The 21,816-nt window shown below is 68.9% G+C and carries 15 protein-coding genes and 1 tRNA gene; 9 read left to right on the forward strand and 7 right to left on the reverse strand.

Annotated elements, in window-relative coordinates; all coding sequences use genetic code 11:
* Nucleotides 1-217: 217 nt before the first annotated feature.
* The 6 genes from ACWA7K_RS12010 to ACWA7K_RS12035 all read right to left on the reverse strand — a co-directional run bounded on the left by ACWA7K_RS12010 (nt 218) and on the right by ACWA7K_RS12035 (nt 10,593).
* Nucleotides 218-4,441 (reverse strand): beta strand repeat-containing protein, encoded by a 4,224-nt coding sequence (locus ACWA7K_RS12010; RefSeq protein ID WP_456161641.1) that lies wholly within the window; start codon nt 4,439-4,441, stop codon nt 218-220.
* A 130-nt stretch (nt 4,442-4,571) separates the two neighbouring features.
* A complete protein-coding gene (locus tag ACWA7K_RS12015; RefSeq protein WP_456161642.1) occupies nt 4,572-5,642 on the reverse strand; it encodes a LacI family DNA-binding transcriptional regulator in 1,071 nt (356 codons plus the stop codon).
* A 32-nt stretch (nt 5,643-5,674) separates the two neighbouring features.
* Entirely contained in the window at nt 5,675-7,102 is a 1,428-nt protein-coding gene (gene melA / locus ACWA7K_RS12020; RefSeq protein ID WP_456161643.1) for an alpha-galactosidase, read from the reverse strand.
* A 150-nt stretch (nt 7,103-7,252) separates the two neighbouring features.
* Entirely contained in the window at nt 7,253-8,557 is a 1,305-nt protein-coding gene (locus tag ACWA7K_RS12025; RefSeq protein WP_456161644.1) for an ABC transporter substrate-binding protein, read from the reverse strand.
* 108 nt (nt 8,558-8,665) lie between these two features.
* Nucleotides 8,666-9,592 (reverse strand): carbohydrate ABC transporter permease, encoded by a 927-nt coding sequence (locus ACWA7K_RS12030; RefSeq protein WP_456161645.1) that lies wholly within the window; start codon nt 9,590-9,592, stop codon nt 8,666-8,668.
* A 50-nt stretch (nt 9,593-9,642) separates the two neighbouring features.
* Nucleotides 9,643-10,593 (reverse strand): carbohydrate ABC transporter permease, encoded by a 951-nt coding sequence (locus tag ACWA7K_RS12035; RefSeq protein WP_456161646.1) that lies wholly within the window; start codon nt 10,591-10,593, stop codon nt 9,643-9,645.
* Between the two features lie 358 nt (nt 10,594-10,951).
* On the opposite strand from ACWA7K_RS12035, the gene ACWA7K_RS12040 reads away from it, so the two are divergent.
* From ACWA7K_RS12040 to galK, 8 genes are all read left to right on the forward strand, one after another.
* Nucleotides 10,952-11,995, forward strand: coding sequence for a LacI family DNA-binding transcriptional regulator (locus ACWA7K_RS12040; RefSeq protein ID WP_456168792.1), 1,044 nt, complete (start codon nt 10,952-10,954; stop codon nt 11,993-11,995).
* Nucleotides 11,996-12,127: 132 nt separating this feature from the next.
* Entirely contained in the window at nt 12,128-13,303 is a 1,176-nt protein-coding gene (locus ACWA7K_RS12045) for an ABC transporter ATP-binding protein (RefSeq protein ID WP_456161647.1), read from the forward strand.
* A 105-nt stretch (nt 13,304-13,408) separates the two neighbouring features.
* Nucleotides 13,409-15,511, forward strand: coding sequence for a beta-galactosidase (locus ACWA7K_RS12050; RefSeq protein ID WP_456161648.1), 2,103 nt, complete (start codon nt 13,409-13,411; stop codon nt 15,509-15,511).
* A 26-nt stretch (nt 15,512-15,537) separates the two neighbouring features.
* On the forward strand, nt 15,538-16,770 hold the full coding sequence (locus ACWA7K_RS12055) for an ABC transporter substrate-binding protein (RefSeq protein ID WP_456161649.1): 1,233 nt from the start codon (nt 15,538-15,540) through the stop codon (nt 16,768-16,770).
* 145 nt (nt 16,771-16,915) lie between these two features.
* Nucleotides 16,916-17,830 carry a carbohydrate ABC transporter permease gene (locus ACWA7K_RS12060; RefSeq protein ID WP_456161650.1) on the forward strand — a complete coding sequence of 305 codons (915 nt, stop codon included), beginning with the start codon at nt 16,916-16,918 and terminating at the stop codon, nt 17,828-17,830.
* Nucleotides 17,830-18,681, forward strand: coding sequence for a carbohydrate ABC transporter permease (locus tag ACWA7K_RS12065; RefSeq protein WP_456161651.1), 852 nt, complete (start codon nt 17,830-17,832; stop codon nt 18,679-18,681). Before ACWA7K_RS12060 ends, ACWA7K_RS12065 begins: the two co-directional genes overlap by 1 nt.
* Nucleotides 18,682-18,691: 10 nt before the next feature.
* Nucleotides 18,692-19,705 (forward strand): UDP-glucose 4-epimerase GalE, encoded by a 1,014-nt coding sequence (gene galE / locus ACWA7K_RS12070; RefSeq protein ID WP_456161652.1) that lies wholly within the window; start codon nt 18,692-18,694, stop codon nt 19,703-19,705.
* Between the two features lie 5 nt (nt 19,706-19,710).
* Entirely contained in the window at nt 19,711-20,904 is a 1,194-nt protein-coding gene (gene galK / locus ACWA7K_RS12075) for a galactokinase (protein ID WP_456161653.1), read from the forward strand.
* Nucleotides 20,905-20,984: 80 nt separating this feature from the next.
* On the opposite strand, the gene ACWA7K_RS12080 is transcribed toward galK, so the two are convergent.
* Complete coding sequence (locus ACWA7K_RS12080; protein ID WP_456161654.1) at nt 20,985-21,512, reverse strand: c-type cytochrome; 528 nt, start codon at nt 21,510-21,512, stop codon at nt 20,985-20,987.
* Between the two features lie 133 nt (nt 21,513-21,645).
* Here ACWA7K_RS12080 and ACWA7K_RS12085 point away from each other — a divergent pair.
* Nucleotides 21,646-21,721, forward strand: a tRNA-Arg gene (locus ACWA7K_RS12085).
* Nucleotides 21,722-21,816: the final 95 nt, after the last annotated feature.

The following is a 21,816-nucleotide window of genomic DNA, read 5'->3' on the forward strand; positions in this document are numbered from 1 at the left end:
GACCGACTGGCTCATGGTTTGAGCCACTCGGAATCGGACTGACAGGCGGATCCCGGACCTCGGGAGTGGAACGGCGGGTCGCTTGACCGACCTCGTCCGAACGTGAACCGGGAGTCACCCCGAGTTCCACCTCACCCGCCCCGACCTGCTGAACGCCGAGCCGCTGATGAATGCCTTCCTGGCGGCGATGCGGGTCAGGCGGGGGCGGTGAGAGGGGTCAGATGACCGGGTTCACCGACAGGTTCTGGTTGACCAGGACCTGCGTCAGCCCTGAGGTGTAGGCGTGGAAGGTGTTGCCGTCATGGGTGACATCGTCGACGGCACGGGTCCAGCCTGATCCGGCCAGTTGCAGCACGTCGCCCGCATGGCCCTGCACGACCAGCTGGTGCAGGCCGACGCTGGCCGGCAGGCCGGTCCAGCCGTTGCCGGCATGGAAGGTGTTCATGCCGCTCATCTCCAGCACGTCGCGGGCGTCGAGCTTCAGGACGTTGTGGCCGCTGCCGGTCAGGTCGATCACCTCGATGCCCTGCAGTCGCGCGCCGACTCGGAGGTCACCGGCGGCCACGTTCGGCAGGGTGGTCAGGTCGAAGACCAGGCCGGCGCCATCGAGCTGGATCGTGTCGATGCCGCTGCCGCCATCGATCCGTGCCCGCTGACCGTCGACGACACCGCCGGCGAGATGCGCGAGGTTGTCGGCGTTCAGCACGAAGCGGTCGTTGCCGGCACCGCCGTACAGGACATCGGCGCCGCCATGCCCCGTCAGGGTGTCGTTGCCGGCCTGACCCACCAGTGTTTCGCCTGCCGATGTGCCATCCAGCATGTCGTTGCCGGTGCTGCCCATCTGGTCGACGGCGGTGGCATGGCGGCTGCCGGAAGCGCTGCCGAAGACCACCTGGCTGCGGCCGGCGATGCCGTTGGCGCCCGATGCGCCGATCAGCAGGTCTGCCAGGCCATCACCGTTCACATCGCCCGCCGCGCTCACGCTGACGCCGCTGAGATCGAGGGCCGCCCTTCCGTCGACGGCAAAGCCACCGGTGCCGGCGCCGACCGCTGACAGGTCGACGGCGGTGCCATCGGCCTTGCCGTAGACCACGAAGGTCCTGCCCGTGTGGCCATTGACGCCTGAGGCGCCGACGAGCAGGTCGGCCAGACCATCGCCGTTGACGTCGCCCGCGCTGCTGACACTGGCGCCGCTGCCGTCACCGGCGAAGGCGCCGTTGATCGCGAACCCGCCACCGTGTCCGGCGGCCAGTTCACCCAGGCCGACGACCTGGCCGTCCGCCTTGCCGAAGACCACGTAGCTCCTGCCCGCACCGGCGCTGGCACCCCAGGCGCCGACGATCAGGTCGGCCAGGCCGTCGCCATTGACGTCGCCGGCCGCGCTGACGCTGTGACCACTTGCGTCGCCGTCCGCTTCGCCGTCGATCACGAAGCCGCCGATCTCGAGGACGACATCGGACAGGTCGACCCCGGCGCCATCGGCCTTCCCGAAGACCACATAGCTCTTGCCGATGCCGCCGTGGGCCTTGTCCGCCCCGACGATCAGGTCGGCCAGGCCGTCGCCGTTGACGTCGCCTGCGGCGCTGACGCTGCCGCCGACGCCATCGCTGAAGGACTCGCCATAGATCGCGAAGCCGCCATGGCCCGAGTGGATGGCCGATTGATCGACTGGTGCGCCATCGGCCTTGCCGAACACCACGTAGCTCCGGCCTTCCTGGTTCGCGCCGACGATCAGGTCGGCCAGCCCGTCGCCATTGACATCGCCCGCGCCGGAGACGCTGTAGCCGCCGGCACCCGCAAAGGCATCGCCGTTGATCGCGAAACCACCCGTCCCCTGCGAGATGGCCGACAGGTCGACCGCCGCACCATCGGCCTTGCCGAACACGACATAGCTCTTGCCGAAGGTGATGGCCGCGCCAGAGGCGCCGACGATCAGGTCGGCGAGGCCGTCGCCATTGACGTCGCCCGCACCGCCCACGGCGATCCCGGACAGGTCGCCGGAGAGTTCGCCGCGGATCACGAAGCCGCCATGGCCGGCGTCGACGGCCGACAGCTTGACGGACTGGCCATCGGCCTTGCCGAAGACCACATGGCTGCGTCCCTGCCATTGGTCGGCGCCGTGGGCGCCGACGATCACGTCGGCCAGGCCGTCGCCGTTGACGTCGCCCGCCGCGCTGACGCTGGCGCCGCTGCGGTCCTCGGGCCGGTTGCCCAGGATGTCGAAGCCCGCGACAGCTGCGGCCACATCGGCCCTGACCTGGACGGTATTGCCCGATGCGAGCGCACCATCCCAGGCCTTCACCGTGAAGGCGTCGATGCTGCCGCTGGCGTTCGCCGCGCCTTTCCAGCGCAGGGTCTCGCCGCTGGTCACGGTCGTGGTGCCGGCCACGGCGTCCGACCAGGTCGCGCCGTTCCACTTCTGCAGCGTCCCGCTGCTGACCGCGACAACCTGGAAACCCACGGCATCGCCGTCGCGATCGGCCTCGTCGGCCGCCGCGAGCAGGTCGGCGTGGCGGATCACGCGGAAGGTGTCGGACAGGCAGCCCTGCAGCACATCGACCTTCGACAGCGTCGGCGCGTCATTGACGGCGTTGACCTGGAAGGTCATCGCGTAGTCGCTGGCCGAGTGGTCCTTGCCGTCGCTGACGGTGTAGCGCAAGGTGGCCCAGGCACTGCCGTTGGCGTCGGCCTCGGGCGTGTAGCGCAAGCGGCCTGCGGCGATGTCGGCCGCCGACAGGTCCTGCTTGGTGTCGACCGGCTGCCAGCTCTTGCCGTCGTCGTAGGTCAGCAGGCCGCGCTGGGGCAAGACCGTCATGCGCACGCTCTGCAGCTGGTCAGCGGCGTCGGCATCGTGGAAGTGGAAGTCGGCGAGGCTCAGCACCTTGACGGTGTCCTCGTCCATCACGCAGGTCGACGACTCGGCCGTCGGCACCTGGTTGGCGGCCGGCGCGTCGGCCACCCTGCGCAGCCGGACATCGTCAATGCCGAAGTCGTTGCTGCTCGACAGCGTCGAGAAGTCGCGCAGCGCGATCCGGGCGGTGCCCGTCTCGGTCGCGACGAAGGTCAGCAGCTGTTCGCTCCAGCCGGCACCCGCCGGCGGCCGCATCGCCAGACCGACGTCCTGCCCACCGACCTGGAGCTTCAGCAAGACGTTGGCATTGGCATTGACCCAGACGCTGAACTCGTAGGTCGCGCCCTTGACCAGCGCGACGTCCTGGCCCCAGAAGATCCGGTTGGACTGACGGGCGCCGTCGACCATCAGGAAATGGTCACCCTGGCCGCCGTGACCGGTGTTGCTGCCGAGGCCCCAGGCCGGCGGCGCGGTGACCACGGCGGCCGTGCCGGCGCCGTTGGCCTGGTCGTGCACGACGTAGTCGGTCACGAAGGTCTGATTGGCACCGTTGAAGTCGCTGCCGGCCAGCAGGTTGCCGTCGGTCGACGCGGCCCGATCGACCACCTGCAGGCGGATGTCGTCGATGCCGACGTCGTTGTACGCGGCCGCCGTGGCCCGGTCCCGCAGCGCGACGGGCGTGGTGCCCGTGGTCGTCGCCACGAAGCTGACCACCAGCTTCTGCCAGCCGCCACCGGCCATCGGCACCGCCGCGCTGCCGACGTCGATGCCGCCGACCTGCAGCTGCAGCGCCGTGTTGTTGTTCGCGTTGGCCCAGTAGCTGAACTCGTAGGTGTTGCCGGCGACCAGCGCGACGTCCTGGCGCCAGAACGCCTGGGTGGCATCGGTCGCGCCGTCGACCATCAGGAAGCGGTCACCGCTGCCGCCGTGGCCCGTGCGACTGCCCAGGCCCCAGGCCGGCGGTGCCGTCACCACGGCGGCCGTGCCGGCGCCGTGGGCCTGGCCCTGCAGCCGGTAGTCGCTCGAGAAGGTCTGGAAGCTGCTGTTGAAGTCGCCTCCCACGATCAGGCTGTCGGGCGCCGGCACCGGCAGGTCGACCGCCCGCAGGCTGAGGTCGTCGAGGCCGAAGTCGTTCGAGCTGCTGCCGGTGGCCAGGTCGCGCAAGGCGACGCGGGACGTGCCCGATTCGGCCGCGATGAAGCTCACGGTCATCTTCTGCCAACCGGTTCCAGCGGCGGGCACCTGCACCAGGCCGACGTCGCGTCCGCCGACCTGCAGCTGCAGGGCCACGCCGGCATTGGCATTCACCCAGACACCGAACTCGTAGGCCTGGCCCTGGACCAGCGTGATGTCCTGACCCCAGCAGACCTTGCTGGCATCGGTGGCGCCGTCGACCATCAGGAAGCGGTCACCGCTGCCACCGTGGCCGGTGCGGCTGCCCAGTCCCCAGTTCGGTGGGGCCGTCACGACGGCGGCGGTGCCGGCGCCTGCGGCCTGCGAGCGCAGCAGGTAGTCGGTGACGAAGGTCTGTTCGAGGCTGTTGAAGTCGCCGCCGAGGATCAGGTTCGGGCGGGGGGGTGCGAGCGTCATGGCGTCTCCACGTGGGTTGGTCGTGCGGGCGATGCTCGACCGCAAACCCCCGAAGGGTCATGACATGTCCGGGTGGAAAGACTCGAAACGAGGGTGGATGCGGATGCTGCCGATGCCGCAAATGCGGGGGTCAGCGGCGCGCGCCGCAGGACTCGCGCACGACCAGCTCGGGTTCGGTGATGGCGTCGCCGAAGGGCGGGCGCGGCACCTTGCGCAGCTGGGAGACGAGGCTGATGACGGCCTCGTGGCCCTGTTCGATCGGGTGCGTGCGCACCGTCGTCAGCGGCGGGCTGGCGTAGGCGGCCAGCGGGATGTCGTCGAAGCCGACGACGGCGATGTCGTCGGGCACGCGCAGGCCGGCCTCGGTGATGGCGCGCAGCGCGCCGAAGGCGATCGTGTCGTTGCCGGCGAACAGCGCGGTGATGCGGCGCTCGGGCGGCAGGCTCATTTGCTGAGCCAGCAGCTGACGGGTGGCGGCCAGGCCGCTGGCGGCGCTGATGTCGGCGTGGGTCAGCCAGGCGGGATCGGGCGTGATGCCGTCTTCCTCCAGCGCCTCGCGCCAGCTGCCGATGCGCTCGTGCGACGCCAGGATCTCGGGCGGCGCGAAGGCGACATGGCCGATGCGGCGGTGGCCCATGCGCTGAAGGTGCGCCAGCAGGTCGGCGGTGGCGCGGTTGTTCTCGGTCGGCAAGGCCTGGATGTGCTCCAGCCCGCGTGGCGCACGACCCAGCACGACCAGCGGGATGCCGGCCTCGACGATGCGGTGCAGGTGCTCGTAGACGTCGCGGCGCGGGCTGACGATCAGCAGGCCGTCGATGCGTCGGGCCTGCACCAGCTGGATGAATCCGCCGGGCTCGCGGCCTTCGCCTTCGGTCGACTCGATCAGCAGCTTCAGGCCCTCGCGGTGGCAGGTGTCGTTGACGCTGGCCACCATCTGCGAGAGGAAGACGTCGGTGTAGAGATGCGCCGCCTGCGGGATCACCAGCCCGACCGTGCCGCTGCTGCCGCCGGCCAGCTGGCGGGCAGCGGCGTTGGGCGCGTAACCCAGCTCGCGGGCAACGGCCAGCACCCGTTCGCGGGTGGTCTCGCTGATGCCGCGGTTGTCGACGCCATTGAGCACGAAGCTCACCGTCGTGCGCGAGACACCCGCCTGGCGGGCGACCTCGGCACTGGTGGTGGGCGTGCGCAGCGTGTCGGTCACGGACTGAGGAAAGGCTCGGTCGGGTCGGCCGTTCAGCCGTGCAGGTACTCGGGCAGGAAGGGCCGGTGCGCCGCCAGCAGCTCGTCGACCATCGCGCGGATCTGCGACAGGTCGAGCGTCGCGGCGGTGTGCGGGTCCAGCATCGCGGCATGGTAGACGTGCTCGCGGTTCTTCTTCAGCACCGCCGCGACGACCAGTTCCTGCACGTTGACGTTGGTGCGCATCAGCGCGGCCAGCTGGACCGGCAGTTCACCGATCCGTGTGGGCTGCACGCCGTTGTGGTCGACCACGCAGGGCACCTCGACGGCGCAGCCTTGCGGCAGGTTGTCGATCAGCTGGTGGTTCAGGACGTTGCCGTTGATCGTGCAGGGCTGGCCGGTCACGACCGAATGGATGATCGAGCTGCCGTACTCGACGCTGCGCTCGACATGGCGCAGCCCTTCGAGCATGTGCGGCGCGTCCTCGATCGAGCGCTTCATCACGTGGATGCCGGCCGCACGCAGCTGCGCCAGCAACGCGGCCGGGTCCTGCGAGCCGGGCGTCTCCAGCTCGCGCTCGATGTAGGGCCACGCGTGTTCGAAGACCTGGCAGCGGCCCGGGTACTCGTCCAGCGGGATGTTGAACTTCTTCAGCAGGTCCTCGCGGCCCTGCTTGATGAACCACGGCACGTACTCGGCGAAGTGCTCGCTGGACTCGGTCGGGAAATGGCCGAGCTGGTGCAGCATCTCGTAGCGCACGCGGTTCCAGTCGGGCATCGCGCCGGTGCGGTGGATCTCGCGCAGTCGCGGGTAGAGGTCCTGGCCCTGGTGCTCGAAGCGCAGGTAGAAGGACATGTGGTTGATGCCGGCGCAATGGAACTGGATCTCCTCGACGGGGATGCCCAGGTCACGCGCCAGCTCGCCGGCCGTGTGCTGCACGCTGTGGCACAGGCCGACGGTCGGGATGCGGGTGGACGACGCGTTCAGCGCCCACGTGATCATCGCCATCGGGTTGACGTAGTTGAGGTGGATCGCGCCAGGCGCGCAGACCTCCTCCATGTCGCGCAGCATGTCGAGCATCACGGGGATGGTGCGCAGCCCGCGCATGATCCCGCCGATGCCCAGCGTGTCGCCGATGGTCTGTTCGAGGCCGTACTTCTTCGGGATGTCGAAGTCGGTCACGGTCGCCGGCTTGTAGCCGCCGACCTGGATGGTGTTGATGACGAAACGTGCGCCGTCGAGCGCGCGGCGGCGGTCGGTGCTGGCGGTGATGACCGGCTTGGCGCCGAGTGCATCGGCGATGCGGTGTGCGACCTGTTCGGACAGCGACAGACGGTGCGCGTCGATGTCGTGCAGCGCGATCTCGGCGCCGGCCAGTTCCGGCCAGGCCAGGATGTCGCCCAGCAGGTTGCGGGTGAACACGGTGCTGCCGGCACCGATCAGCGTGATCTTCAGGCGGCGGGTCGAGGCGACGTTCGTCATGGTGTGCGGATGAACTTCAGGACGTTGAAAAGACGTGCCGGAGCGAACAGCCCCGGCACGTGAACCCGCGCTGGCGGAGTCCCTGCCGACAGCGCCTCGGAGACATCAGGTCGATCGACCGGACGGGCACGGGCCCGCCCGGTCAGCTCATCACTTGAACAGCGCGTTGACCTGCGTGTTGGCGTCCTTCAGCGCGGTCGCGGCCGGGGCCTTGCCACGCAGCACCGAGTCGATCGCGTTGGCCATCAGCTCGTTGACCTGCGAGCCGTTGTCGGCGATGGGCGCCAGGAAGGTCTTGCCCTTGGCCATCTCCAGGAAGGCCGAGTCGTCGATGCCCTTGGCCTTGTGCACGGCGGTCACCGTGTCAGGCAGGCCCTTGACCGCCGGGAAGACCACGCCGGCCTTGGCGATGACGCTCTGGCAGGCCTCGGAACCCAGGTACTTGACCCACTTCCACGCTTCTTCCTTGACCTTGCTGCCGACCCAGATCGAATCGGCCAGGCCGTTGAACATGGTGGCGCGCGTGCCGGTCGGGCCCTTGGGCAGCGGCACCCAGGCGTAGTTGAACTTCGTGTTGCTGGCGAAGTGGTTGATCATCCACGAGCCCTCCGGAATGATCGCGGCCTTGCCGGCCATGAACATGCCGCCCGAGCCCAGCTTGCTGACGTCCTCGGCCGTGGCCGACACGCCCTTGCCCGGCAGGCCGGCGATGTACTGGATGGTCTCGGCCAGCTTCGGGTCGTCGTAATAGAACTTGCCGGCCCAGGGCTTGTCCTGGAACTTGAAGCCGTTGGAGACGGCGAAGTGGCTCCATTCGGTCTGGCCCATCATGCCGCCCGAACCCGGGTTCTGATAGCCGTAGGTGGCGACCTTGGTCTTGTCGAACTTCGGGCTCAGCGCGTTGTTGCCGTTGGCGTCGATCGTCAGCTTCTTGACGATCTGCTCGAAGCTGCCGCCGTCCTTCGGGTTCCAGGTCATGTTGTTGAGATCGGCCAGCGTCACGCCGGCCTTCTTCGCCACGTCCATGTTGACGATGAAGGCGATGGTGTCCCAGTCCTTGGGCAGGCCGTACTGCTTGCCGTCACGGCCCCAGATGTCGTAGAGGCCGTTCGAATAGATGTCGGTCTTGACGCCGTCGCGCTTGACCAGCGGGGCCAGGTCGACGAGCTGGTTGTTCTTGGCGAACTCGGGGTACTTGGCCAGGTGGTTGGTGAACACGTCCGGCGCGGTGCCCGAGATGAAGCCGGTCGAGATGCCGGTCCAGTACTCGTCCCAGCCCTGCTGGCTGATCTTGATCGAGATGCCGGGGTTGGCCTTCTCGAAGTCGCTCGCGCACTGCTGGTAGGCCGGGCGCTGGCCCGAGTCCCACAGCACGTACTTGACGTCGACGGCGTGGGCGGCACCGGCGGCGGCGAGCAGCGCGGCGGCGGACAGGATGTGACGGCGGATGGTCATGGACAGGTCTCCTCTGGGGTCATGAAAGGCGCCGGTGTGGCGCTGGGGGGAAATGCAGGCCGTTGGCCGGCAATGCGGGGGATTTGGAACGGCAGGAATGGATTTGGTTCACTTGCTGCCGCTGAACTGGACGGACTCGACCACCTTGCGGCCGAAGGCGACCAGCAGCAGCAGCGTGGGCAGGATGGTCAGCGCGGTCGCGGCCATCAGGCCGGTCCAGTCGGGCTGGCCCTGCGGCGTCTGCGACTTGAAGCTCTGCAGGGCGACGGTCAGCACGCGCTTCTCCTCGTCCTTGGCCACCAGGAAGGGCCAGAAGAACTCGTTCCACATGTTGATGCCCTGCAGGATCGCGATGGTCGCGATCGGCGTGGTCGCCAGCGGCAGCACCACGGTCCAGAAGATCCGCAGCGGCGAGGCGCCTTCGAGCATCGCGGCCTCTTCCAGGTCTCGCGGGATCGACATGAAGAACTGGCGCAGGAAGAAGATGCCGAAGGCCGAGAACAGGCAGAACGGCGCGACCATGCCGGCCAGCGTGTTGAGCCAGCCGAGGTCCTTGACCAGGATGAAGTTGGGGATGAAGGTGACGACGCCGGGCACCATCATCGAGGCCACGAACAGCCCGAACAGCACGTCGCGGCCGGGGAAGCGCAGGCGGGCGAAGGCATAGGCGGCCATCGCGCTGGTCAGCACCTGCATGACGACCACGATGCCGGTGAACGCGAGCGAGTTGACCAGCGCGCCGATGAAGTTGATCTGCGCCCCCGAGCCGCCATGCGACATCGCCTCCTCGGGGCTGAGCAGGCCCAGCACGCGCAGGAAGTGCGCGGCGGTCGGGTGATCGGGGAACAGCTGCGCGCTCTGCGTGAACAGGTCGGTGCTCGGCGTGATCGCGGTCTTCAGCACCAGCCACAGCGGCGCCAGCGTGACGAACATCATCAGGCCCAGGATGCCCCAGGCGAGCCAGCGCGAGGCCGACACGCGGCGGGCGCGCACGCTGGCGGATGGGACGACGGGGGTGGGAATGGCTGCAGACATGGCGATGCTCTCTTCGCGTTTCGGGCCGTGTGGATCGGGGTTCCCGCCGATCAGGCCAGGTCGTTCTCGTTGGCCCGCAGGATGCGCATCTGCACCATCGTGTAGGCGATCATGACCAGGCACAGCGTCATCGACATCGCCGAGGCGTAGCCCATCTTGTAGAAGCTGAAGGCGTTCTGGACGATGTAGTGGACGATCACGCGGGTCGAGTCCAGCGGCCCGCCATTGGTCGCCACGGCCACGGTGTCGAAGATCTGGAACGAGCCGGTCACGCTGGTCACCAGCACGAACACCATCACCGGGCGCAGCAGCGGCAGCGTGATGCGGCGGAACATCTGCCATTCGCTCGCGCCTTCGAGCGCGGCGGCCTCGTAGAGGTAGCGCGGGATGTTCTGCAGGCCGGCCAGGAACAGCAGCGCGATCAGGCCCATGTGACGCCAGATGTTGACCGCCGCGACGGTCGCCAGAGACTGGTCCGGACTGGCGAAGAAGGGCTGGCGGTCCAGGCCGGTGGCGGTGATCAGGTGGTTGACGCCGCCCAGCAGCGGGTCGAGCAGCCAGACCCACATCAGCGCGACCAGCACGTTCGACAGCAGGTAGGGCAGCAGCACGACCGACTTGACGAACAGCGAGCGGGTCAGCCGGTCCATCGCGACGGCCAGGAACAGCCCGAGCACGGTCTGCAGGGGGATGTTCAGCAGCACGTAGTACAGCGACAGCTTCATGCCCTGCCAGAAGCGGCCGTCGTCGAGCATCTTGGCGTAGTTGGCCCAGCCGACCGGCTTGGGCGGGCTCAGCAGGTTCCAGTCGGTGAAGCTGATCTCCAGCGCCCGCACCGCCGGCATCGCATAGAACAGCACGAAGCCGATCAGCGCCGGCAGCACCAGCATCAGGCCGGTGACGGTCTCCAGCCGGCGCAGCGGCGAGACGGCGGCACGCAGGTCACGCAGCACGCGGGCAACGCCCTTGAGCGGGACGGGACCTGGGGTGGAAGTGGACATCGCGGCAGACCTGTCGGTGTGGAGCCTGTGCAGGCGGTGAATCGTCGCGTCCAGGCTTCCTGCCGTCTTCCGGCCAGCACCTAACGCGTGTTAGCTCGAAGGATACGCAGCCGGCCGATTCATGATCATGGTGTTTCCACCAATATCAGCAAATTTATTAGCTATCAGCATCCGATCCATGATCGACCCAGAGACCGCCTTGCCCCGCGTGGAGCGCCCGGCCGGACGGCTGGCGGGCGGCACGCGCGCCGGGATCGCGTCGCGCAGCGCCAATAATTCGCAACCGCCGCCGATCGACCTGCCCGAGACGACCGTGACCCCACGCAAGCCCGCCCCTCCTCCCAGCCGCCGCCCGACCATGACCGATGTCGCCAAGGCGGCCGGCGTGTCGCAATCGACCGTGTCGATGGCGCTCAACAACGTCAGCAGCGCCCGCCTGTCGGACGCCACCCGCGCCAAGGTATTGAGCGCCGCCGTCGAGCTGGGCTACCGCCTGCCGCGCCGCGAAGGCAGCGCCGACGAGGTCCTGCCGGCCGATGCCGCCGGGCCGCGCCGCAACCTGATCGGCTACCTGGTCGACGAGATCTCGACCAGCCCGCACCCGGTCGTCAGCGTCGACGGCGCGCGCGACGCGGCCTGGGAACACGGCTGCGTGCTGAGCGTGTGCGTGACCCGCAGCAACGCCGACCAGGAAGCCGCCGCGATCGCCGCGCTGCGGGCCCATCCGCAGCTGCTGGGCGTCATCTATTCGACGATCTTCACGCGCGCGGCGCAGGTGCCGGAGGCGCTGCACGAGGTGCCCACCGTGCTGCTGAACTGCCACGACGACGGCGGGCGTTTCCCGACCATCGTGCCGGGCGAGGTGGGCGGCGGCCATGCGGCGACGGACCACCTGATCAGCGCCGGCCACACCCGCATCGGCTTCATCAACGGCGAGCCGTGGATGGAGGCCGCCAAGGACCGCCTGAAGGGCTACCGGCGCGCGCTGGCGACGGCCGACCTGCCCTTCGACCCCGCGCTGGTGCGCGACGGCGACTGGATGAACAGCGGCGGCTTCGACGGCACGATGGCGCTGATGGCGCTGCCGCGTCCACCCAGCGCGATCTTCTGCGCCAACGACCTGATGGCGATCGGCGCGCTGGAGGCGCTGGCCCAGCTCGGCAAGAAGGTGCCCGAGGACGTTTCGCTGATCGGCTACGACGACCAGGAGATCTCGCGCCACACCCACCCGCCGCTGACCACGATGGTGCTGCCCAACTACGAGATGGGCCGCGCGGCGGTCGAGGCCCTGCTGGCCGAGAGCGCCACCGCCGAGGCCGGCCCGCGCAACGGCGGCCACCGCCGCGCGCTGACCAAGATCGACTGCCCGCTGGTGGAACGCGAGACGGTGCGGCGACGCTGATCGCCCGCCCGTTGGCGGGGTTTTCGAGGATCGATCGGGGCGGGTTTTCACCAATTATCGCTAATTTTATTAGCACCACAATCAGCCCCATCCCATCGACCCGCGCCGACGCCCGCCGCACCCCCACCCACCATGGCCAGCATCGAACTCCAGAACGTCTTCAAGGCCTACGGCGACATGCCGCCGGTGATCCGCCAGGTCGACCTGCAGATCGCGCAAGGCGAGTTCTGCGTCTTCGTCGGCCCGTCGGGCTGCGGCAAGTCGACGCTGCTGCGCATGATTGCCGGGCTGGAGGACATCACCTCCGGCGACCTGCGCATCGGCGGCACGCTGATGAACGAGGTACCGCCGGCGCATCGCGGCGTCGCGATGGTGTTCCAGACCTACGCGCTGTTCCCGCACATGTCGGTCTACGAGAACATGGCCTTCGGCCTGGGGCTGGCGAAGGTCGACAGGAAGGTGATCGACGAGAAAGTCCGCGCCGCCGCCCGGGTGCTGCAGCTCGAACACCTGCTGGAGCGCAAGCCCAAGGCCCTGTCGGGCGGCCAGCGCCAGCGCGTGGCCATCGGCCGGGCCATCGTGCGCGAGCCGGGCGTGTTCCTGTTCGACGAGCCGCTTTCCAACCTGGACGCCGCGCTGCGCGTGCAGACGCGCTTCGAGATCGCCAAGCTGCACCGCGACTTCGGCCGCGCGTCGACCGTCTACGTCACGCACGACCAGGTCGAGGCGATGACGCTCGCGGACCGCATCCTGCTGCTCAACACCGGCGATGCGGTGGCGCGCGAGGGCTCGGTCGCGCAGTGCGGCTCGCCGCTGGAGCTCTACCACCGGCCGCGCAACCTGTTCGTCGCGGGTTTCATCGGCTCGCCGAAGATGAACTTCCTGAAGGCCACGCTGGTCAGCGCCGGGCCGGGCTCGGCGGTCGTCAAGATCAACGGCACGAACGAGCAGCTCGAAGCGCATGTCGACGCGCGCAGTCTGCAACCCGGCACGCCGGTGACGCTGGGCATCCGCCCCGAACACACCGAGCTGGGCACCGCCACGCAGCACATCGTGCGGCCGGTGCAGTGGCAGGAGCGGCTGGGCGAATCGACCTTCCTGTACCTCGATGCCGGCGACGGCGAACACAGCCTGGCCGCCGGTGGCGACGCGCTGGTCGCCAAGGCCCCCGGCCACGCCCACGCGGTCGCCGGCCACCGCATCGCACTCGCGATGCCAGCCGCCGCCATCCACCTGTTCGACCCGCAAGGCCACGCCCTGCCCCGGCTGATCGCGGACACGGACCTGCTGTTGCCGCAAGCGGCTTGAACGGCGACCTGATCGCCGCCCGAGAACCACGCCCGAACCCTTCCCCGCAGGCTCACGCGATGAGCCTGCGTGGGCCGACCTCACCCTGACGACACCCGACCGTCCATGCAACTCGGCGTCTGCTACTACCCCGAACACTGGCCGCGCGACTGGTGGGCCGACGATGCCCGCCGGATGCGCGAGATGGGCATCACCTGGGTGCGCATCGCCGAGTTCGCCTGGAGCCGCATCGAGCCGACGCCCGGCACCTTCGACTGGTCCTGGCTGGACGAGGCGGTCGAGACCCTGCATGCGCAGGGCCTGAAGATCGTGATGTGCACGCCGACCGCGACGCCGCCGAAGTGGCTGGTCGACGCGATGCCCGACATGCTGGCGATCGACGCCAACGGCCATCCGCGCGGCTACGGCTCGCGCCGCCACTACTGCTTCTCGCACGCCGGCTACCGGGCCGAGTCGCGCCGCATCAGCCGCGCGGTCGCCGAACGTTATGGCCGTCACCCGGCCGTCGCCGCCTGGCAGACCGACAACGAATACGGCTGCCACGACACGGTGCTGAGCTATTCGGACGCCGCCAAGGCCGGCTTCCGGCGCTGGCTGGCGCAACGCCACGGCAGCATCGAGGCGCTGAACCAGGCCTGGGGCACCGTGTTCTGGAGCATGGAATACCGCAGCTTCGACGAGGTCGACGCCCCCGTCGGCACGGTCACCGAAGCCCATCCGGCGCACCGGCTGGACTGGCGCCGCTTCGCGTCGTCCGAGGTCCGCGCCTTCAACCGCGAGCAGTGCGACATCCTGCGCGAGCTGTCGCCCGGCCGGCCGGTGTCCCACAACTACATGGGCTTCTTCACCGAGTTCGATCACCACGAGGTGGCGGCCGATCTCGACATCGCGACCTGGGACAGCTACCCGCTGGGCTTCACGCAGAACTTCTTCCTGCGCGCCGACGAGAAGGCCGCGCTGGCCCGCACGGGTCACCCCGACATCCCCGCCTTCCACCACGACCTCTACCGCGGCATGTGCGCCAGCGTGCGCCCCGGCGCCCCGGGCCATGGCCGCTGGTGGGTGATGGAGCAGCAGCCCGGCCCCGTCAACTGGGCCAGCTGGAACCCGGCCCCGCACGACGGCATGGTGCGGCTGTGGACCTGGCAGGCGCTGGCCCACGGGGCCGAGGTGGTCAGCTACTTCCGCTGGCGACAGGCGCCCTGGGCGCAGGAGCAGATGCACACCGGCCTGCACCGGCCCGATCGCAGCGTCGACCAGGGCGGGCTCGAAGCCGCGCAGGTCGGCGAGGAACTGCGTGCGCTGCCGCAGCTGGCCGAGCTGGCCGCGCCGGGCATCGTCAACCGCGTCGCGCTGGTGTTCGACTACGCCAGCGTCTGGATGGCGCAGATCCAGCCGCAGGGCGCCGACTACAACCCGGTCGAGCTGCACTTCCGCGTCTATGCGGCCTTGCGCGCCCTGGGCCTGGACGTCGACATCGTCTCGCCCGCCGCCCTGGTCAACGCCACGCCAGAGGCCTGGCGCCTGATCGTGCTGCCGGTGCAGATGCACGCCAGCGACGCGCTCGCCGCCGCACTGGCGCGGGCCGCGCAGGCTGGCGCGCAGGTCGTGCTCGGGCCGCGTGCCGGGTCAAAAACGGACATGCTGTCCTTCCCGGCCGAACTGCCGCCCGGCGCGCTGCGGCCGATCGCCGGTGTCGCCGTGCAACGGGTCGCCTCGCTGCCGCCGGGCCTGTCGGTGACGCTGCTGCCGACCGCCGAACTGGCCGGTGGCTGGACCTCCAGCGAGGTCAGCCGCTGGCGCGAGGACCTGGCAGTGACCGAGGGCGTGACGGTCGAGGCCGTCTTCGGCGACGACGGACGGCCGGCCCAGACCCGCCATGCGGTTGGCTCGGGCGCCGTGCGCTACGTCGCCGGCTGGCTCGATGAAGGCGGCTGGCGCGCACTGCTGCAGCGCGCCGCCGAATCGGCCGGTCTGGCGGTCGAACCGCTGCACGACGGCCTGCGCATCAGCCGCTTCGGCGCGCTGACGCTGGCCTGCAATTTCTCCGACGCGACGCTGCACTGGCAGCCGGACGGGTCGGACCACGGATCCACGTCGAGCCGGCCGCTGATCGGCGGCGCGACGCTGGCGCCACGGGGCATCGCCCTGTGGCACACGCAGACGGCGCCGTCCCCATCGGGCGCCGACACCGCACCGCAGGCCTGACGGCCTGCCACAACAGGAGACTGACGATGACGATGCGCAACAAGGCACGACTGAGTGCCCTCGCCCTGGCCGGGCTGGCCTGGGTCAGCGCCCAGGCCGGCACGCTGGTGATCAACACCGATGCGTCCGACCCGGCGCCCAAGGCCGCGTGGGATGCGATGGCCAAGGGCTTCATGGCCGCCAACCCGGACGTGACGGTCAAGATCAACACCTTCGACCATGAAGGCTTCAAGACCTCGATCCGCAACTTCCTGACCGCGGATCCTCCGGACATCGTGACCTGGTACGCCGGCAACCGCATGGCCCCGTTCGTCAACGCCAACCTGTTCGACGACGTGTCCGACGTCTGGGCCAAGGAAGGCCTGAACGACAAGCTGAAGTCGGCCGCCGCGTCGATGACCATCGGCGGCAAGCAGTGGGGCGTGCCCTACACCTACTACCAGTGGGGCATCTACTACCGCAAGGACATCTTCGCGAAGAACGGCATCGCCGTGCCGACCGACTGGAAGCAGCTGGTCGCCGCCTGCGCCAAGCTGAAGTCCGCCGGCGTCACGCCGTTCGCGATCGGCACCAAGGCCCTGTGGCCGACCGGTGGCTGGTTCGACTACCTCAACATGCGCGTCAACGGCTACGAGTTCCACATGGACCTCACCGCCGGCAAGGTGCCCTACACCGACAAGCGCGTGCAGGAAGTCTTCGACCGCTGGGACGAGCTGACCAAGCCGGGCTACTTCCTGGCCAACCACGCCGGCATCGACTGGCAGGACGCCGTGCCCGCCTTCGTCAAGGGCGAGGCCGCGATGTACCTGATGGGCAACTTCGCGGTCGACCCGATGAAGAAGGCCGGCCTGAGCGAGGCGCAGCTGGGCTTCATGCAGTTCCCGAAGATCAACAACGTGCCGATGGCCGAGGACGCCCCGACCGACACGATCCACATCCCCGCCAAGGCCAAGAACAAGGCTGACGCACGTCGCTTCCTGGCCTATGCCGCGAGCGCCAAGGTGCAGTCGGAGGTCAACGCGATCCTGGGTCAGCTGCCGGTCAACAAGGACGCCACGCGCCCGACCGACGTCTACCTCAAGGACGGCTTCGCGATGCTGTCGAACGCCTACGCGCTCGGCCAGTTCTACGACCGCGACGCGCCCGCCGAGATGGCCAAGGCCGGCATGGAAGGCTTCCAGCGCTACATGATCAAGCCCGAGTCGCGCAAGGAAGTGCTCGAACGCCTCGAACAGGTCCGCGGTCGCGTCTACAAGTAAGGCGCAGCGTTGACCCGACGGGCGGCCCCTGAGCCGCCCGCGCCCGGACCGGTCCCCATGCCCGGTCCGGGCGCTGCCAGAAACGGACATGCCGAACCCGGCCGTCCGAAGCTGATTCCCCATTCCCTCGGAACCCTCCACCGCCATGAGCCAGACCCCTGTGCCCCGGCACTTCTCCTGGTGGACCCGCCACCAGCGCGACATCGCGCCGTGGCTGTTCCTCGCGCCCGCCGCGCTGATGTTCACGGTCTACGTGCTGGTGCCGATCGTCGAGTCGATCGCGCTGAGCTTCTACGACTGGGACGGCCTGGGCGCCGCCCGCTGGATCGGCCTGGACAACTACCGCGAGCTGGCCACCGACCCCGACTTCTTCATCGCGCTGAAGAACAACGTGATCTGGCTGGTGGGCTTCCTGCTGGCCGTGCCGATCGGCCTCGGCCTGGCGCTGTTCCTGAACCAGACGGTGTTCGGGATCCGCGCGATCAAGTCGATGTTCTTCTTCCCCTTCGTGATCTCGCAAGGCGTGATCGGCCTGATCTTCACGTGGTTCTACAACCCGGCCAACGGCCTGGTCGGCGAGATCTTCGGCCTGTTCGGCATGCAGCCGATCTCCGTGCTGGCCGATGAACACTGGGTGACCTACGGCATCGTGCTGGCCGGCCTGTATCCCCAGGTGGCCTACTGCATGATCCTGTACCTCACCGGCCTGAACAACCTGCGCCCCGACCTGATCGAGGCCGCGCGCCTGGAGGGCGCCAAGGGCTGGTCGATGCTGCGCCACGTGGTGCTGCCGCAGCTGCGGCCGGCCACCTTCATCGCGGTGGTGGTGACCATCATCGGCTCGCTGCGCAGCTTCGACATGATCTCCATCATGACCTCGGGCGGCCCCTACGGCAGTTCGCGCGTGCTCGCCTACTACATGTACGAGAAGGCGCTGTCCGAATACGGCTACCGCATGGGCTATGGCACCGCGATCGCGACCGTGCTGTTCGCGGTCATGCTGGTCTACATCCTGTTCGTGCTGTGGCGCATCCACCAGCAAGAGAAGGAAACCGCCTGATGTTCCCGACCCCGATCGCCAAGACCTCGGCGCCGACCCGCTGGCTTTATCAGGTGGCCCTGCCGATCGCGCTGATCGTCTGGCTGCTGCCGATCATCGCGGTGGCGCTGACCTCCCTGCGTGGCCAGGGCGACATCGCCAGCGGCAACTACTGGGGCCTGCCCACGCAGTGGCAGGTCATCGAGAACTACACCGCCGTGTTCACCAACACGCCGATCCTGCGCTACATCGGCAACAGCTTCCTGGTGACGCTGCCGACGGTGATCGGCGCGGTCTCGCTGGCCTGCCTGGCGGGCTACGCGCTCGGCGTCTACCGCTTCAAGCTCAACCTGCTGGTCTTCTTCATCTTCGTGGGCGGCAACTTCGTGCCGTTCCAGATCCTGATGGTGCCGGTGCGCGACCTGAGCCTGCGCATGGGGCTGTACGACTCCATCACCGGCCTGGTGCTGTTCCACATCGCCTTCCAGACCGGCTTCTGCACCTTCTTCATGCGCAACTTCATCCGCGACCTGCCGATGGAACTGGTCGAGGCCGCGCGCATCGAGGGCGCCAACGAGTTCCAGATCTTCTGGCGCGTGGTGCTGCCGCTGGTCCGCCCGGCGCTGGCCGCGCTCGCGGTGCTGGTCTTCACCTTCATCTGGAACGACTACTTCTGGTCGACCGTGCTGATCCAGGGCGACCACGCGATGCCGGTCACCGGCGGGCTGAAGTCGCTCAACGGCATGTGGGTGGCGCAGTGGCACCTGGTGTCGGCCGGCTCGATCGTCGCGGCGCTGCCGCCGGTGGCCATCTTCTTCCTGATGCAGAAGCAGTTCATCGCCGGCTTGACGCTCGGCGCCTCGAAAGGCTGACGGACCCGACATGAACATCCTCGTCACCGGCGGGGCCGGCTACATCGGCAGCATCACGACGATCGCGCTGATCGCGGCCGGTCACCGGCCGGTCATCCTCGACAACCTGCACAACGCCAAGGCCGGCGTGATCGACCGCATCGCCGAGGTCGCCGGCAGCCGTCCGGCCTTCGTGCAGGGCGACATCCGCGACCGCGCGCTGCTCGACGACCTGCTGGTGCGCGAGCGCATCGACGCGGTCATCCACTTCGCCGGCCTGAAGGCGGTCGGCGAGTCGGTGGCTCAGCCGCTGAGCTACTTCGACAACAACGTGCACGGCACGCTGGTGCTGCTGGCGGCGATGCAGGCGGCCGGCACGCGCACGCTGGTCTTCAGCTCGTCGGCGACGGTCTACGGCGACGCGCCGGTGCTGCCGCTGCGCGAGGACGCGCCGACCTCGGCCACCAATCCCTACGGCCGCAGCAAGCTGATGGTCGAGCAGGTGCTGGCCGACCTGGCGCGTTCGGACCCGTCGTGGTCGCTGACCGCGCTGCGCTACTTCAACCCGGTCGGCGCGCACCCGAGCGGCCGGCTCGGCGAAGACCCACAAGGCGTGCCGAACAACCTGATGCCCTTCATCGCCCAGGTCGCCGTCGGTCGGCGCGAGTTCCTGAGCGTCTATGGCAACGACTACCCGACGCCCGATGGCACCGGCGTGCGCGACTACATCCACGTGATGGACCTGGCCGAAGGCCACCTGGCCGCGCTCGACCACGGCCACGGCCGCGCCGGCCTGCACGTCTTCAACCTCGGCACCGGCGCCGGTGTCAGCGTGCTGCAGATGCTCGCGGCCTTCGGTGCCGCCTGCGGCCGCGAACTGCCACACCGCATCACCGACCGCCGCCCCGGCGACGTCGCGGCCTGCTGGGCCGATCCGGCGCGGGCGCAGCAGCAGCTCGGCTGGCGCGCCACCCGTGACCTGCGCGCGATGTGCGAGGACACCTGGCGCTGGCAGTCGGCCAACCCCCACGGCTACGGCGACTGACGACCATGCCCGACACGACCCAGTCCCTGACACAGGCGCTGCAGGACCGCGTGCTCGCCTCGTTCAGGACGGCCTACGGCACGGCGCCGACCTGCCTCGTGCAGGCGCCCGGCCGCGTCAACCTGATCGGCGAACACACCGACTACAACGACGGTTTCGTGCTGCCCTGCGCGATCGAGTACCACACGCTGGTGGCGGCCCGCCCGCGCGACGACCTGCAGGTGCGGGTCGTCGCGGCCGACTACAGCGACCGCATCGACACCTTCGGCCTCGATGCGCCGATCACGCATCTCGACGAGCCCGGTCTGGCCTGGTCGAACTACGTGCGCGGCATGGTGCAGGCCCTGCTGGCCGATGGCCTGCCGCTGCGCGGCTGCGACCTGGCGGTGGCCGGCAACGTGCCGCAGGGCGCCGGGCTGTCGTCATCGGCGGCGCTGGAGGTGGCGATCGGCCAGGCCTTCAAGTCGCTGCAAGGGCTGGACGTCGATGCGACGCGCCTGGCGCAGCTGGCGCAGCAGGCCGAGAACCGCTTCGTCGGCATCCAGTGCGGGATCATGGACCAGCTGATCTCGGCGCGCGGTGCCGCCGGCCATGCGCTGCTGATCGACTGCCGCAGCCTGGCCGCGCAAGCCGTGCACCTGCCCGACGACATCGCCGTGCTGATCGCGCATTCGCACGTCCGGCGCGGCCTGGTCGACAGCGAATACAACACCCGGCGCCAGCAATGCGAGGCGGCGGCGCGCCACTACGGCGTCGCCGCGCTGCGCGATGTCGACACCGCCCGGCTGCTGCAGGACAAGGCCGATATGGACGAGCTGACCTTCCGCCGCGCCCGCCACATCGTCACCGAGAACCAGCGCACGCTGGACGCCGCCGCCGCGCTGGCCGCGGGCGACATGGCGAGGGTCGGTGCGCTGATGGCGGCCTCGCATGTGTCGATGCGCGACGACTTCGAGATCACGGTGCCGCCGATCGACCATCTGGTCGAGATCCTGCAGCGTGTCATCGGCCATGCCGGCGGCGCGCGCATGACCGGTGGCGGCTTCGGCGGTTGCGTGGTCGCGCTGCTGCCGGAGTCGCAGGTGCCGCAAGCGCAGGCGGCGCTGGCGGCCGAGTACCGCGCACCGGGCGGCGAGCCGGCGACGGTCTACATCTGCCACCCGAGTGCCGGGGCCGGGCCGCTGGCGTTCGGCACCTGAAACGACCTGACGCGGACAGACGAAAAAAAGCCGACCCTCGGGTCGGCTTTGTCGACGTCGGGAGACGTCCGTTCGTCAGGTCACTGCGCTGCGGAAGCGGCTGCAGCCGGAGCCTTCGGCTCCTCGAACTTGGCGCCGCCGGCGTTGGCCATGTAGACCACGGCGCGGGCGATCTCGTAGTCGCTGAAGTCGCCGCCGCCCTGTGCGCCCATCGCGCCCTTGCCCTTCAGGGCCGAGTTCAGCAGGGCTTCCAGGCCGGTGGCAATGCGCGGGGCCCAGGCACCGGCGTCACCGAACTTGGGCGAGCCCGCCAGGCCAGCGGTGTGGCAGGCGGTGCACTGGGCCTTGAAGACGTCCTCGCCAGTCTTGGCCGGGCCACCTTCGAGCTTGATCGCGACCTGACCGACCGGCGCGATGCGCGCGGCCGTGGCTTCCGGACCCATCGCGTCGACGCCCGCGCCGTCGCGCGCCGTCGAACCCACGTTCTTCACCAGCAGCACGATCACGAAGATCGGGACGATGAAGGCGAAGACGACGGCCGCAATCAGCTGCTTGGGCGTCTTGATCGGGCTTTCGTGTTCGTCGTGGGCGTGTTGAGCGTCGCTCATGGTGTCCTCAGTTGTTGAATCCGCCGCGCACCCGACTGGCGGTGCGCAAAACCGCAGAATTATAGAGGGCCGACAACTGCGCCCGGTGTTGCGTGCAGACACCGCGCATCTTGCTGCTAGACTCTCGTTTTTCGCGCCCGTAGCTCAGTGGATAGAGTATTGGCCTCCGAAGCCAAGGGTCGCTGGTTCGATCCCAGCCGGGCGCGCCAAACCAAGCAGCAAGCAGCAAGTCCCGAGGAGCCTTCCTCGACAACGACGCCGACCTCGAGTCGGCGTTGTCGTTTCCGGGGCGGGTGGACCGCAG

Source organism: Leptothrix mechoopdaensis (SeqCode), assembly GCF_053893855.1.

Coding starts and splice junctions, on each gene's coding strand:
- ACWA7K_RS12045 (WP_456161647.1), top strand. CDS start 12,128: ATGGCCAGCATCGAACTCCAGAACGTCTTCAAGGCCTACGGCGACATG.
- ACWA7K_RS12055 (WP_456161649.1), top strand. CDS start 15,538: ATGACGATGCGCAACAAGGCACGACTGAGTGCCCTCGCCCTGGCCGGG.
- galK (WP_456161653.1), top strand. CDS start 19,711: ATGCCCGACACGACCCAGTCCCTGACACAGGCGCTGCAGGACCGCGTG.
- melA (WP_456161643.1), bottom strand. CDS start 7,102: ATGACGAACGTCGCCTCGACCCGCCGCCTGAAGATCACGCTGATCGGT.
- ACWA7K_RS12030 (WP_456161645.1), bottom strand. CDS start 9,592: ATGTCTGCAGCCATTCCCACCCCCGTCGTCCCATCCGCCAGCGTGCGC.
- ACWA7K_RS12050 (WP_456161648.1), top strand. CDS start 13,409: ATGCAACTCGGCGTCTGCTACTACCCCGAACACTGGCCGCGCGACTGG.
- galE (WP_456161652.1), top strand. CDS start 18,692: ATGAACATCCTCGTCACCGGCGGGGCCGGCTACATCGGCAGCATCACG.
- ACWA7K_RS12060 (WP_456161650.1), top strand. CDS start 16,916: ATGAGCCAGACCCCTGTGCCCCGGCACTTCTCCTGGTGGACCCGCCAC.
- ACWA7K_RS12065 (WP_456161651.1), top strand. CDS start 17,830: ATGTTCCCGACCCCGATCGCCAAGACCTCGGCGCCGACCCGCTGGCTT.
- ACWA7K_RS12040 (WP_456168792.1), top strand. CDS start 10,952: ATGACCGATGTCGCCAAGGCGGCCGGCGTGTCGCAATCGACCGTGTCG.
- ACWA7K_RS12080 (WP_456161654.1), bottom strand. CDS start 21,512: ATGAGCGACGCTCAACACGCCCACGACGAACACGAAAGCCCGATCAAG.
- ACWA7K_RS12010 (WP_456161641.1), bottom strand. CDS start 4,441: ATGACGCTCGCACCCCCCCGCCCGAACCTGATCCTCGGCGGCGACTTC.
- ACWA7K_RS12025 (WP_456161644.1), bottom strand. CDS start 8,557: ATGACCATCCGCCGTCACATCCTGTCCGCCGCCGCGCTGCTCGCCGCC.
- ACWA7K_RS12035 (WP_456161646.1), bottom strand. CDS start 10,593: ATGTCCACTTCCACCCCAGGTCCCGTCCCGCTCAAGGGCGTTGCCCGC.